This is a genomic window from Nostoc sp. TCL26-01 (assembly GCF_013393945.1).
Lineage (GTDB): Bacteria > Cyanobacteriota > Cyanobacteriia > Cyanobacteriales > Nostocaceae > Trichormus.
The window spans coordinates 5423240-5437038 of sequence record NZ_CP040297.1 but is presented as its reverse complement, the minus strand read 5'-3'; the positions used below and the strand labels follow the sequence as shown (position 1 = coordinate 5437038).

16 protein-coding genes are annotated in these 13799 nt (G+C 40.1%); 13 read left to right on the top strand and 3 right to left on the bottom strand.

Features of this window, described 5'->3' with window-relative positions; translation table 11 throughout:
• The first annotated feature begins 15 nt into the window (after positions 1 to 15).
• From fdxB to FD725_RS23450, 7 genes are all read left to right on the top strand, one after another.
• On the top strand, positions 16 to 309 hold the full coding sequence (gene fdxB, locus FD725_RS23480) for a ferredoxin III, nif-specific (RefSeq protein ID WP_179050378.1): 294 nt from the start codon (positions 16 to 18) through the stop codon (positions 307 to 309).
• Between the two features lie 582 nt (positions 310 to 891).
• Entirely contained in the window at positions 892 to 1863 is a 972-nt protein-coding gene (locus tag FD725_RS23475; RefSeq protein WP_179051661.1) for a cytochrome c oxidase subunit II, read from the top strand.
• A gap of 176 nt (positions 1864 to 2039) precedes the next feature.
• Complete coding sequence (ctaD, locus tag FD725_RS23470) at positions 2040 to 3713, top strand: cytochrome c oxidase subunit I (protein WP_179050377.1); 1674 nt, start codon at positions 2040 to 2042, stop codon at positions 3711 to 3713.
• A gap of 84 nt (positions 3714 to 3797) precedes the next feature.
• On the top strand, positions 3798 to 4448 hold the full coding sequence (locus FD725_RS23465) for a heme-copper oxidase subunit III (protein ID WP_179050376.1): 651 nt from the start codon (positions 3798 to 3800) through the stop codon (positions 4446 to 4448).
• A 141-nt stretch (positions 4449 to 4589) separates the two neighbouring features.
• Positions 4590 to 5078, top strand: a complete 489-nt coding sequence (locus tag FD725_RS23460; protein WP_179050375.1) for a hypothetical protein — start codon at positions 4590 to 4592, stop codon at positions 5076 to 5078.
• Between the two features lie 224 nt (positions 5079 to 5302).
• The gene (locus tag FD725_RS23455) at positions 5303 to 5914 is read left to right on the top strand and encodes a cupin domain-containing protein (protein WP_179050374.1); all 612 of its coding nucleotides are present in this window, start codon (positions 5303 to 5305) and stop codon (positions 5912 to 5914) included.
• A gap of 84 nt (positions 5915 to 5998) precedes the next feature.
• On the top strand, positions 5999 to 6514 hold the full coding sequence (locus FD725_RS23450) for an ArsC/Spx/MgsR family protein (protein ID WP_179050373.1): 516 nt from the start codon (positions 5999 to 6001) through the stop codon (positions 6512 to 6514).
• Between the two features lie 191 nt (positions 6515 to 6705).
• On the opposite strand, the gene FD725_RS23445 is transcribed toward FD725_RS23450, so the two are convergent.
• A complete protein-coding gene (locus FD725_RS23445; protein WP_256871722.1) occupies positions 6706 to 6975 on the bottom strand; it encodes a hypothetical protein in 270 nt (89 codons plus the stop codon).
• Between the two features lie 295 nt (positions 6976 to 7270).
• The gene (gene cysK / locus FD725_RS23440) at positions 7271 to 8230 is read right to left on the bottom strand and encodes a cysteine synthase A (RefSeq protein WP_179050372.1); all 960 of its coding nucleotides are present in this window, start codon (positions 8228 to 8230) and stop codon (positions 7271 to 7273) included.
• Between the two features lie 1069 nt (positions 8231 to 9299).
• On the opposite strand from cysK, the gene FD725_RS23435 reads away from it, so the two are divergent.
• The 6 genes from FD725_RS23435 (at position 9300) to FD725_RS23410 (ending at position 12654) form a co-directional block, all read left to right on the top strand.
• A complete protein-coding gene (locus FD725_RS23435) occupies positions 9300 to 9725 on the top strand; it encodes a hypothetical protein (protein WP_179050371.1) in 426 nt (141 codons plus the stop codon).
• Between the two features lie 81 nt (positions 9726 to 9806).
• Positions 9807 to 10097 (top strand): hypothetical protein, encoded by a 291-nt coding sequence (locus FD725_RS23430; RefSeq protein ID WP_179050370.1) that lies wholly within the window; start codon positions 9807 to 9809, stop codon positions 10095 to 10097.
• 2 nt (positions 10098 to 10099) lie between these two features.
• Entirely contained in the window at positions 10100 to 10411 is a 312-nt protein-coding gene (locus FD725_RS23425) for a hypothetical protein (RefSeq protein ID WP_179050369.1), read from the top strand.
• A 428-nt stretch (positions 10412 to 10839) separates the two neighbouring features.
• Entirely contained in the window at positions 10840 to 11175 is a 336-nt protein-coding gene (locus FD725_RS23420) for a hypothetical protein (protein WP_179050368.1), read from the top strand.
• 113 nt (positions 11176 to 11288) lie between these two features.
• Positions 11289 to 12290, top strand: a complete 1002-nt coding sequence (locus tag FD725_RS23415) for an LLM class flavin-dependent oxidoreductase (protein WP_179050367.1) — start codon at positions 11289 to 11291, stop codon at positions 12288 to 12290.
• On the top strand, positions 12283 to 12654 hold the full coding sequence (locus tag FD725_RS23410; protein WP_179050366.1) for a hypothetical protein: 372 nt from the start codon (positions 12283 to 12285) through the stop codon (positions 12652 to 12654). Before FD725_RS23415 ends, FD725_RS23410 begins: the two co-directional genes overlap by 8 nt.
• A gap of 196 nt (positions 12655 to 12850) precedes the next feature.
• On the opposite strand, the gene menH is transcribed toward FD725_RS23410, so the two are convergent.
• On the bottom strand, positions 12851 to 13687 hold the full coding sequence (gene menH, locus FD725_RS23405) for a 2-succinyl-6-hydroxy-2,4-cyclohexadiene-1-carboxylate synthase (RefSeq protein WP_179051660.1): 837 nt from the start codon (positions 13685 to 13687) through the stop codon (positions 12851 to 12853).
• Positions 13688 to 13799 lie beyond the last annotated feature (112 nt).

Genomic DNA, 13799 nt, shown 5'->3' with positions numbered 1-13799 from the left:
AGCCAGGAGAGACACATGGCGGTACTTACAGGATTGACTTTTGGCGGTAAAGCTTGGACACCTAAGTTTGCTCAAGCGATTGACAAAGATAAATGTATCGGTTGTGGCAGATGTATTAAAGTATGTGGTTTCCCAGTGCTGGATTTAAAAGCACTTAACGAAGAAGGCGAATTTGTTGATGATGAAGATGATGATGAAATCGAGCGCAAAGTGATGGTAGTTGCTCATCCAGAAAACTGTATTGGATGTGAAGCTTGTTCTCGAATTTGTCCAAAAAATTGTTACTCTCATGCAGCATTAGATAATTAATTGTTGCCAAAATTACACTGTTAACAGTGAAAGCAAAGGTATGAGAGGGGAAGATTGGATACTTATGATAACTTGGTAAAAAGTTCAGGGTAAACAAATGCGTAAATTATTAATTGTTAGCTATTAAACATACTTGCTTTTGGTAATGACAGTGTACTTTTAGAGTAACTAGTCTCTGAAACTTAAAGCAGTGAAAAGTTACCTTGGACTTAAAACTGTTCACTGATAACTGATAACTGATAACTGTTAAAGGGCTACTTTGTCACCATACTCAAAATATATTTTTAAGTTATTGGGGGAAAAGATATGAAGATATCTGGAAAGTTTCCCCCAATTTTTATCAGAGCAAGTTAGAACTTTAGTAAGTGAGATGCCAAAATCTAGCCTGTCTCAATGTAAAAGCCTATAGGTAGATATCAAGAGCGCAGGATGTGAGGGAATGGGTAATGGGTAATAGGTAATGGGTAATGGGTAATGGGTAATGGGAATAGGCAAGAATTTTACCAATTATCAATCACTAATTACCAATCACCAATCACCAATCACCAATTCCCAATGACCATAATTAAAATAGCAGGTACTATGCAACAAATTCCTGTTTCACTTTGGACTCTGATTGCGGGGATATTAGTAGGAGCAATCAGTCTGTGGATTGGTCAACATCACAATCTATTACCAGTTCAAGCATCACTACAAGCGCCTTTGGTAGACGGATTTTTTAATATTATGTTTACCATTGCGATCGCTTTGTTTTTGGTAGTAGAAGGAACGATTTTGATCTTTCTGTTCAAGTATCGTCGTCGTCGGGGTGACAATACTGATGGCGTAGCTGTAGAAGGTAACGTTCCCTTAGAAATCTTTTGGACGGCAATTCCCTCTATAATCGTCATTTGCTTAGGGATCTACAGTGTAGATGTGTTTAACCAAATGGGTGGTTTAGAACCAGGGACTCATCCTCATGGTTCGGCTCATGTGGCTCATGCTTCAGGGAGTGCGATCGCTGCTACTCTAGACAATACCGCACCATCTACTCCCACTCCCGGTATCGGTATTGGTGCGAATCCGACAAATCAAGGTAAAACTGCTGATTTGGTCGTGAATGTGACTGGGATGCAGTTTGCTTGGATATTTGACTATCCTAACAATGGCGTTTCCACTGGGGAATTACACGTTCCCGTTGGTGCTGATGTGCAACTCAATCTCTCCGCCCAGGATGTAATTCACTCTTTTTGGGTTCCCCAATTCCGCCTGAAGCAAGACGCAATTCCTGGTATCGCTACCGAATTACGATTCGTCGCTACAAAACCCGGTACATACCCAGTAGTGTGTACTGAACTGTGCGGTGGTTATCATGGTTCGATGCGGACTCAGGTAATTGTCCACACACCAGAGGAATTTGATAGCTGGTTGACAGAAAATCAGGTAGCGCAACAACAAAACCCTCATCAAGTTGTTGCAGTTAACCCGGCTGATTTATCCACAGCAGATTTTCTCGCCCCCCACATTCACAACATGGGTATAGAGTCATTACCTGCATTTCTCACAAAACGGTAGGGGCGGGTTCACAAATATGCTTCAATTATTCACGAATATCTCATGAACCCGCCCCTACAGCCTCTGGGCTTCGGTTTCATAAATTTCGTGAGAAATTCGGGATTAGTCATTAGTCATTAGTCAAGAGTTACAACTAACTACTCTCAATGTTGGACTCTGAGAAATCAGTAAAAAATATGACACAAGTAGAATTCCCTCGACACACACCACCAGAAGATCATCAATCCCAACATCAAGCAGTGACACACGCTTCACATATTCCCGCCTGGAAATGGCGCGACTACTTTACCTTCAACATAGATCATAAGGTAATTGGTATCCAATACCTCGTGACAGCGTTTGTATTTTATCTGATCGGTGGGTTGATGGCGATCGCTCTCCGTACGGAGTTGGCAACACCTGATGCAGACTTCATCGATCCCAATCTGTACAACGCTTTCATGACCAATCATGGCACAATCATGATTTTCTTATGGATTGTGCCTAGTGCAATTGGGGGGTTTGGTAACTACCTGATTCCCTTGATGATTGGTGCAAGGGACATGGCTTTCCCCAAGCTGAATGCGATCGCTTTTTGGTTGAACCCACCCGCCGGTTTACTGTTGTTACTGAGTTTTGTGTTTGGTGGTTCCCAATCTGGTTGGACAGCCTACCCACCTTTAAGTCTGGTGACAGCACCCATCGCCCAAAGTTTGTGGATTTTGGCGATCGTTTTGGTGGGTACTTCTTCCATTTTGGGTTCACTCAACTTCGTCGTCACTATCCTGATGATGAAGGTTCCCAGCATGAAATGGGATCAATTACCTTTATTTTGCTGGGCAATTTTAGCCACCTCTGTACTAGCATTACTCTCTACACCTGTGTTAGCTGCGGGTTTGGTGTTGCTATTATTTGACCTCAACTTTGGAACTTCCTTCTTTAAACCAGATGCAGGTGGTAACGTCGTTATTTACCAGCATTTATTCTGGTTCTACTCCCACCCGGCAGTATATCTGATGATTCTGCCCATCTTCGGCATTATGTCCGAAGTCATTCCCGTTCATGCACGCAAGCCGATTTTTGGCTATAAAGCGATCGCTTATTCTAGTGTCGCCATTTGCGTTGTCGGGTTGTTCGTCTGGGTACACCATATGTTCACCAGTGGTACACCCGGCTGGATGCGGATGTTTTTCACCATCTCTACCTTAATTGTGGCTGTTCCCACCGGCGTGAAGATTTTCGGCTGGGTAGCGACCTTGTGGGGTGGTAAGATTCGTTTTACCAGTGCCATGTTGTTTGCGATCGGTTTGTTATCCATGTTTGTCATGGGTGGCTTAAGCGGCGTAACTATGGGAACAGCACCCTTTGATGTTCACGTCCACGATACCTATTATGTAGTGGCACACTTCCACTACGTCCTGTTTGGTGGTTCTGTGTTTGGTATATATGCCGGCATTTACCACTGGTTCCCAAAAATGACAGGACGGAAGTTAAACGAAGGCTGGGGACGGATACACTTTGCCCTCACCTTGATTGGGACTAACTTGACATTCCTACCTATGCACGAGTTAGGTTTACAAGGTATGCCCAGACGGGTGGCAATGTATGACCCCCAATTCGTTGACTTGAACGTACTTTGTACCATTGGCGCATTTATCTTAGGTTTATCGGTAGTTCCCTTTGCCATCAACGTTATCTACAGTTGGAGCAAGGGAGAATTAGCCGGGGATAATCCTTGGGAAGCTTTGAGTTTGGAATGGACTACTAACTCACCTCCTTTAGTTGAGAACTGGGAAGTTTTGCCTGTGGTGACTCATGGCCCTTATGACTACGGTCATAGTGTGGAAGCTACACCAGAAGTTAGTGCGTAATTAGAACAAAGTTTGTAGTTTGTAGGGTGTGTTACGCCACAGGCTAACGCACCACACCATCTAGATTTCGGTGCGTTAGAACTCATGTTGATAACGCACCTAACTAGATTCTCAACATCTATTCCAAGGATAAAAGGTATGACTGTAGCGACAACATCAGAACATCATGATGTGGGACATGAGGCGCATCCAGATTTACGAGTTTGGGGGTTGCTGACATTCCTGGTTTCCGAATCTTTGATGTTTGGCGGATTTTTTGCCACTTATTTGTTCTTTAAGGGGACAACAGCAGTTTGGCCGCCAGAGGGAACAGAAGTAGAGTTATTTGTCCCCACTATTAACACGATTATTCTCGTGTCTAGTAGTTTCGTCATTCACTTTGGTGATGTGGCGATTAAAAAGAATAACATCTGGGGAATGCGGTTTTGGTATATTATCACCGCCATTATGGGAGCAGTTTTTTTAGCTGGTCAGGTTTATGAGTATCAAAACTTAGGCTATGGCCTGACTACGAATATCTTCGCCAACTGCTTCTATATCATGACCGGCTTCCACGGACTACACGTGTTTATCGGACTGTTGTTGATCTTAGGTGTATTGTGGCGATCGCGTCGTCCCGGTCACTATTCTGCCACCAAACACACTGGCATTGAAATGGCAGAAATTTACTGGCACTTTGTAGACATTATCTGGATTGTGCTGTTCACTTTGGTTTACATTCTCACACTCTTTTAAGGAGAGTGAGGGAGTGAGAGAGTGCTGAGTGCTGAGTGCTGAGTGAGGGAGTGAGGAAGTGAGTTAAGAAGTTTTTCTCCTCTGCTCCCCTGCTCCTCCTGCTTCCCCATCTCCTCATCCCCAGTTCCCAATCCCAATATTATGCACATCGACACTAACAAATTTTCCTGGTTTCAAGTTCCTGAAGATGTCAAAAAGTTATTAATATTAGCAGCACAAAATTGGGAAAACACTTCAGCATCAGAGCAATATATCCAACAAGCATTAGCGCAAACTGGAGGAAATACCGATGTATTAGTAGCAGCTTATAGGTTTTTTTACTATAAAAATAATTATTCTCTAGCGTTACAAACAACTTTCCAATTATTAGATAAAATTAAAGAAACCGAAAATTTCCCTGATGACTGGGAGCAACTCCAACCCATCTTAGTCAATCGTCGGGAAGAATTGCCAATCAGATTGTACTTAAATGCTTATGCTGCTGCTGGACTAGTATTAGCAAAGTTAGGGGAAATCGAGCGTGCAAAAGAAATCAGTACTAGAGTCAAAGCCATTGACGATAAGCATGATTTTGGAGCCGGAATCCTACTGGATGTTTTAACCCGTCCAGCCGAAGAAGACGATGAATAATTCGTAATTACGATTGTTAACAGTGGAAATTACGCATCAATAACCATGAATATGTTCTCATTTTTTACCGGATCTTCCTATCAAGCGCTCTCTACATCTTCTAGTAGCAATGACATTTTTCCTTCAACTGTTATTGCTCCCACATATCCTCGCCAAACTCTTCCCAATGTAACCACACCTGTATTTGTATTCCCCCAAGCCTCTCAATTTAGAGTTTAAAAATCATGCAAGGTAGAGATTGGCTCTTGACGGGAGACGGTCAATATCAAGTGTGTAAATCAGCGAGAAGTTGGGATTTATTACAAGAGAATTATCGTCTTTATCGGTTTTTAACTGAGATGGAAGATATTCTCAATCAGGTAAGCGATGAATCGAGTCGTTTACCAGAAATCCGAATGCTCGTCAGACGCTTGATTGTCAATTCTTACTGGGTGCGGAGTCAGTATTTAGAACCTTCTCCAACAACAGGAACCTCTGTTCTACTGTTATATGATGAATTGGGTTTTCCGTTGACGGTGCAAACAGTAACTTTTGCACCAGGAACCCTATCTAATATTCATAATCATGGAACATGGGGAGTTGTCGCAGTCTTAAAAGGACAAGAAAAAAATACTGTTTGGCGACGCACCCAAAGCGAAAACTCACAAGACAAAATTGCCGCAACGGGAGAAATTACCCTCTTACCTGGAGACATTATTAGCTTCACCCCCGATGCAATTCATAGCGTCCAAGCTATAGGTGATGAACCAACAGTCACCTTCAATATTTACGGGGAAACCGATCCTAAACAAAGGTTTGAATTTGATTCCCAAACCCACAGCGCGAGAAAGTTTTAAAAGGTGACAGGTTATAGGTGACAGGTTACAGTTACTATCTCCTATACCCTATCCCCTATCCCCTCATCACTAGGAGATAATTCAATGGCTAGAGTGATTTTCTACGAAAAACCTGGTTGTAAAGGTGGTACTCGTCAAAAGGTGTTATTAACTGCTGCTGGACATGAAGTTGTCACTTACAACCTACTTACTGAACCTTGGACGGCGGAACGTCTGCGTTCATTTTTTGGCGATCGCCCCATCAGCGAATGGTTTAATCGCTCCGCCCCCAGAGTAAAATCTGGTGAGATAGTTCCCGAACAATTGGACGAGCAAACAGCCTTATTCCTGATGCTGAGAGAACCTCTATTAATTCGCCGTCCTTTATTGCAAGTAGGCGATCGCCGTGAAGTAGGGTTTGATGTCGAAACCCTAGAAACGTGGATTGGCTTAAAACCAGTAGACGAATCTTTCCGCCAAATGAGCGAAAACCTCATGAGCCAAGACTTACAAGGCTGCGCTCACGGACATGGACATAGCCACGATCATCACCACGATCATCAAGGTGGTTGCAACCATCACAGCCAGCCGGAACACCACAGGGAAGGATGTAATCATTAAAACAAAGCCCTTCTAGATTTGCCTAGAAGGGTTTTTGACTATTAGACATCTAGTAAAAATGAATGTAGAGACGTTGCAGTGCAACGTCTCTACAAGGATTTCGGGCTAAAATTTGGTAAACCCTGTATCTGATGTTTGTTTAGGGTCATAGCTACCCTGGTATGTTGTTAGTATTTTATATCCTGGTAATACTAAAGCAAAACCAGCAGGGCTATGAATTTCTCCGGGATATTTATAAGGTTCATCATCTGGTAGATCACCACCAAGACGAAGACTAAAACCTCCTGATCTGGTAGATCACCACCAAGACGAAGACTAAAACCTCCTGGTAACCATAAATACAAGCCAGGTAACAACAAATCCATGCTGTAAGCTATTGCTCTCATTTTCTCCTTACTAGCAGAAGAATTGAAGGACAGAGCTTCTTTTGAAGATAACCAGAGTTTTGTCACAAATAACATCAGTTTAAATTCCCTTGACAGGGATAAAACGAGCAAAAATCATTCAGACTCGATGTGTCTGCATCAAAATTGATAGACTCTTTTATTAAATTCTATTGTGACTAAGAGAAAATCACAAGTTAAATCAAGGATGTCAGGGTATGAAGGTTGAGAATTTTTACTCACTTACACCCCCACACCCCTACCAAATCAGTTAACAGTTAACAGTTATCAGTTACCAGTTAATAAACGTTCACTGTTCACTGTTCACTGCTCACTGTTTACACCCCTACACCCCTTTTCAAAAAAACCGTCCCTACTTCACACTAGCAGGTTCAATCGTCAAGTCTTGAAACAAAGGCGTACTCAGATAACGCTCCCCGTAGGATGGTTGAATCATCACAATTAGCTTACCGGCGTTTTCTGGACGCTTACCGACTTGAATGGCTGCACACAAAGCCGCACCGGAGGAAATACCCGATAATAAACCTTCTTCTTTAGCTAAACGTCGTCCGTAAGCCATAGCCTGATCGTCGCTGACTCTGATGACTTCATCGACTAATTCCAAGCGGAGGACATCGGGAACGAAGCCTGCGCCGATACCTTGGATTTTGTGTGGCCCGGCTTCACCACCGGAGAGAACTGGGCTATTGCTGGGTTCAACTGCGATCGCTTGAAAGCTGGGTTTACGCTGTTTAAGTACCTCTGCAATCCCTGTAATCGTTCCCCCAGTACCTACCCCTGCAATCACAATATCTACCTCACCGTCTGTATCTGTCCAGATTTCTTCGGCGGTAGTTTCACGGTGAATTTTGGGGTTAGCTGGGTTGCGGAACTGTTGTAACATATAAGCATTAGGTGTTTTGGCAACAATTTCCTCTGCCTTGCGGATTGCTCCCCGCATCCCTTCTGTTCCTGGTGTCAATTCCAAAGTTGCACCATAGGCTCTCAGCATGGCGCGTCTTTCTTGACTCATGGTTTCTGGCATAGTCAAAATCAGACGATAGCCACGAGCTGCTGCTACCATCGCTAGAGCAATCCCTGTATTACCAGAAGTCGGTTCTACTAAAATTGTCTTTCCTGGTTCGATTAAACCGTCAGCCTCAGCTGAGATAATCATACTTACCCCAATCCGGTCTTTTACAGACGCGGCTGGATTCATTCCTTCCAGTTTGACGACGATTCTGGCCGTTACTCCTTCTGCTTGGGGAATCTTGTTCAGCTTAACTAGAGGTGTATGTCCAATAAGTTCTGTAACATCATTAGCAATTCGCATTCATTTACCCCCAAAATTATCACTTCAGAATCGAAATGTTTACTTATAACAATCAGCTTATAACAATTAGCTTAAATGTATTAATTTTATCCATACTTTTACGTGAGAGCATAAACCATGTACTCTCACTAAAACACAAAACTGGCTACCAAAGAAGGTATTTTAGCGACATTTGCAAATTTATTTTTGTGTAAAACAGCCTTTTTATTACTGAGAATATATTTAAATTTTTAAAATATTAAAAAATTATTGAATGTCGTAGTTTAATGGAACTCTATTTTTAAAACTGCCGTCTATTTATCAACAATCCTCCGAATCAACTTTTTATATAGGCATCTTAATTACTGTAGGTTATGTTACAGGTCAAGATAACTTCATCAGCCCCAAAATTTATCTCTTTGCCGTAATGCACCACGATAAAAGGTGAAGCCTGCGGCATAACACTACAAAGTAAACAGAATTTTTAGGATTTACTTGCTAGTAAGAAAACTTGAACTTATTTGTAAATATTTAATGTTGTTTTATTGATTCATTGTATATTATCATCCATACAGATATTTTGTTTGAGTACAAGTTTTATCCATCCAGTACTCAAAAATAAAATTGCTTGTATGATTCACTCCGTTAGCTTTGAGATTGATTTGAGCAATACTAGAACCCTCCCCAATTAATGCTAGTACCTCACCCTAACAATACTAGTACCCCTACCCCAAATAATTTTTGTCAAGCTGATAGTGTAAGCATTGTAGACTTTGAGTACAAACATAATAAATTTAATAATCTTGATCTGACTCCATTTCACAGTGGTTAGGAAGGTCGGCTGATATAAAACTTATAGGATTTACGCAGAGATTCCCCTCTACCCCCCGAAATTCAATGGGTTAAACCAAAGAACCAGGGGGGACTTCTTAATCAGTAAACAGCAGTCAGATTGAATAAATAAGATTTTTATTTAAGTACTCTTGGCATATTAATAAACCAAAAGCTACATTGTTTTTTTATTATGCTCACTTCTAAATTATGACATATTTTATTTCTGTGTGCTGACTACCTAGCAAAGCGAGCCAATATGAAAGTTAAGCTTTTAAATTTCCTTACAGTTTGTCTAGTTACATTAGCAGTGTTATCTCCAGGACTGGCAGTATTCAGTGTAGTTTGGATAAAACATATAGAGTTCGCTAAAACACAGAAATTAAATAATGAAGTTAATAATATTAGTCAAGCAAATACGATTACGTCTACCACAAATCCGCCTCAAAACTTACCTCCACATTTAGTTAGCACCCAATTTTCTGATCAAAATGCCGTGAATCAACTGCTGAGTGCTGAATATTATAGACTGGCTACCATTTTGCAATGGTTTATTTTGCTAACTCCTATATTTATCGGGTTAGGAATTATTATCTATGATAGGTATCTTGTTTACCGTGCGACGGTTTTAAAAGAGCAAATCGAAATGTTAGAGAGGCTTTGGCGACAGAGTATTGAACAGTAGAGACTTTGCATATAACGTCTGTACAAATAATTAGTGCCACGTCTAAAAATAACCACAATTTTGTCAAATCACAAATTCATCATGACAGACACAACCCAAGAACGCCAGGTTTTATATTTTAATTTGATTGATGAGTTATTGAAATGTCCTAATGGCCAAGAGCCGGAAGTTTTAGAAGCTAAATCAGAATTAATTGATGCTAGTTTTGTAGAGGCTATTGTGCAAGTAGCAACAACATTTGCTCATCAAGGTAATCAAGATGGGGCGCAATTTCTATTCTTTTTGGCTCGTGAATTAGCAAAGCAATTGGGATTATATCCTGACTTGCAAAAATCTGAAAATACTAATTCTGAAGTTGCAAATAAGGAGTAATCATGCTACTAACTGCAACAGATGCTGGGCAAATAGCATTAGAATTTCTCTTGGCAGACTGGAATATTTTGGATGATTATAGAGAGTGGTTTACCATTTCTAACTCGCGTTTGATGGGTGAGAGTTGGTACATTGTTGAGTTAGGTGTAGAAGGATTTCCTGATAAGTGGTATATCCAAGTCTACGATACAGCAGAATGTGATCCGAACTACACTTTTTCTTCTCCTATTCGTGGTTCTGAGGGATTTAGAGATTTGGGCAATTTGCCAGAGATTGTTGCTGAAGTGTTAGTAGCAGAGCGTAAATCTCGATAAAATATATAGGAATCCGACTTGATTATTGAAATTTCTTGCTTAGGTAGGTAACAGGTAACAGGTAACAGGTAATACCAATTCACTAAAAATCTGATACAGATCCAAACACAGAAACCCCTGTAAAGTCAGGCTTTCTTAATTTTGAATTTTGAATTTTGAATTTTGAATTGGAGCGTTCGCGTAGCGTCTCGTAGAGAAGCGACTTGACTGTTGGCAGGAATTAAAGGTAGTCACTTTTACCATTTTTATATACAAAAATGGTATTTTAACTATTAAATTTGCTTAGTTTGCTTGAGGTGATGCTTAGGAAAAGCACACCTCATTTTTTAATATTTTATTTGGAAAAAACAGATATTTTGTCAACATTAAATGACAAATATATGTTATATTAGATGCAGTGATGTACGCTACAGAAATATTCAGTTGCAATGATTGCGGAAGATGTCCTAGCAAAAGAATTCACAAGAGTCGTCACTGACTATTACCCAAAAGTTGGGGAATTATTAGATGGGTGTCATGTTAAAGTCATCACCTGTTTTTGGGGACGGCCGGCTAGACGTTTGCAATATATAGGAATTTACTGTCCTGGTGAAATACTCCCCTATGTGCAAGCGCAAAAAGAAATACTCCGAGAAGTAGCAGACAATATGGGATTAGTGCAAGTAGTTTGCATGAATGCCAAGCGGTTATTACGAGATCCTAAATCAAAGTTGAAAGATAATGATCCACGCCTATGGTTAGAGTTACAAATAGTATCAACCTAGATGTAAAATCGTCATCGACACAGGGATAAAAATTGTGTTTGTAGTTAGTATTTATTGAGTAAATGACAACTAACAACTGACACATCAAGCGCAGTAAATATCGTCAGCCACAAATGAAAACTGGACTGTTCTGCAATTACGAAAATCATCATCAAGACTCGCGCCGTGCTATTTTTGAACAAGTAGCGCTAGTCAGACAGGCGGAAAAGTTAGGTTTTGAGGAAGCCTGGATTACAGAGCATCATTTTAATGAAGTAAATCTGAGTTCGTCAATCTTGTTGTTGATGGCACATTTAGCGGGTGTAACTTCCACTATCAAATTAGGTACGGCGGCGGTGTTATTACCATTCCATAACCCGATTAGAGTAGCGGAAGATATTGCCACCTTAGATAATTTGTGCAATGGACGATTATTATTTGGTGTGGCTAAAGGGGGGCCATTTCCCCAACATAATAAGCATTTTGCCACACCAATGGGTGAATCTCGCGCCATGATGCTGGAGGCATTAGCATTGATTCAAAAGCTTTTATATGAAACTGATGTATCATTTAACGGACAATATTATCAATGCGATCGCCTCACCATTCACCCCAAACCCTTACAACCGGAAATCCCTGTCTATATAGCCACTGGTGATGATGCAGGTATAGAATTTGCGGCAAAAAATTCCTTTGCTTTAATGGGGGGGCCTCCCTTTGCGTTAGAAAGGCTCAAGAAAACATTAGACTCATATCGAGCCTTAAATTCTAGTGGTGGGGAAAAATTTGTTTTAGCACGCTTCTTTTATGTAGGTAAAACTTATGACGAAGCGGTAAGTGAGGCTTTACCTTTTATTAGGTATTTTAGCCAAAAAATGACAGCTAATTCAGCCCAGGTGATGCAGAACAGTTCCAGTGGACATAAGCAATTTGAGCGCACAAATATCTGTTTTGATGAAGACTACTTGCTAGAAAATTCTATCATTGGTGATGTTGCTACTTGTCGAGACAAAATCAAAAAATTCCAAGATGAATTGGATCTAGGTACAATAGCGCTCAAACCCTCATCTTATTCTCTGCCAAAAAATCTAGAGAGTTTGCAGCGCTACAACCAAGAGGTACAAAATTATGTCTAAATTGAGCCTGCTTCCTCCTGATGATTTACCTCCTCAACAGGTATCAAAAGAAGATGGAATGCTGCATCTAGAATTGGAACAATCTATTGGCAGATGCTTTTATCAAGCGTGCGATCGCATTACCCAAGCACTACTAACAAACTGCCAATGGTATCTTACCAAAAAAGACAATATTATCACACTCATAGTTGACTGCCCTGATATTGTCTCTTATTGGCATATAGTCAGTAATATTCCCCAGTTAGGAAATCGCCTAGAAAGATTTACCAAAAATGCCAAAATTCGTGTACATCCCCCTTTTGGTAAAGGTGGCGCTTTAGAAATTAGCGTCAATGAAATCTCAGCTTATCGAGATTGGCTGTAATCTTGGGAATAGAAATAGTTCATCAACTCAGTTGTCTAGACAACTGGGTTTTTCTGTATCTATATTAGTAAGAATTCAGCACCTAGGAGTCAGAAGTCAGAATTAATCATGGTTCAGGAATATTAGCTTACTCATCAAATATGAGAATTTGAACTATTCTGACTCCTGTATTCTGACGGATGTATCCTTACCTATATTATGTCCTATTATTGTCATACTTGGTGTTTTTAAAAAACTCTTGGAGATTTTGCACAAATTCTAAAGTCTTTTCTAAATGAATATTATGTGCAGCATTCGGAATTACTTTTAGTTGTGCTGCTGCTGATATCTGGGACATTTCTTTATTGATGTCTATAAATTTACAATCATGTTCACCAACTAGTAACAGTAGAGGTATTTGGTTATCTCTAAGTTTCTCCCATAAAGATGGTTGACTACCTGTACCCATAAACTGTAATGACTTAGCTAATTCTAGGGGATAATTTTTTAACCGACTTTCTACCATACTCTCAAATTTGAGATGATTTTTGATAGCACCAAAAATGGGTTGATTGTACCAATTTAATAGAAATTCTGCAAAATCAACTTGACTGGAAATTCTGATTAATTTCCTCGCTATTTGAGCATCACTTTTAATTCTGGCTAATCTTGCTGTTTCTGTAGCTAAACCTGGAGAAGCTGATTCTAAGATAACTTGATGAAAACGTTGAGGAAAATACAGCATTAAATATAAAGCCAATCTACCACCCAAAGAATAACCAACTAAAAAACATCGATTGATGTTGAGTTCATCTAATAAATCAATAATGCCTTGGGCAGTATTAGCCATTGTATAATAGTCATCTCCAGCTAAAACTTGAGTTTTACCATGTCCAGGTAAATCCAGCTTGAGATAAGAAAATTCATCCCCTAGTAATTCTATGGCTTCGGCAAATTCATCAAGGTTGCCCATGAAGCCATGTAAGAAAAGAATTACAGGTTGAGTAGTTTGGTGATGGAAATCATAATTAAATTGATAATTTTTCCCAACCATACCGATGATTAGATTTAGGTAATACCGTTTTAGGTTAATCATAATACACATAAATTATGTAGAGACGTTGCAATGCAACGTCTCTACTAAAAATTTAAATTTTATCATTCAC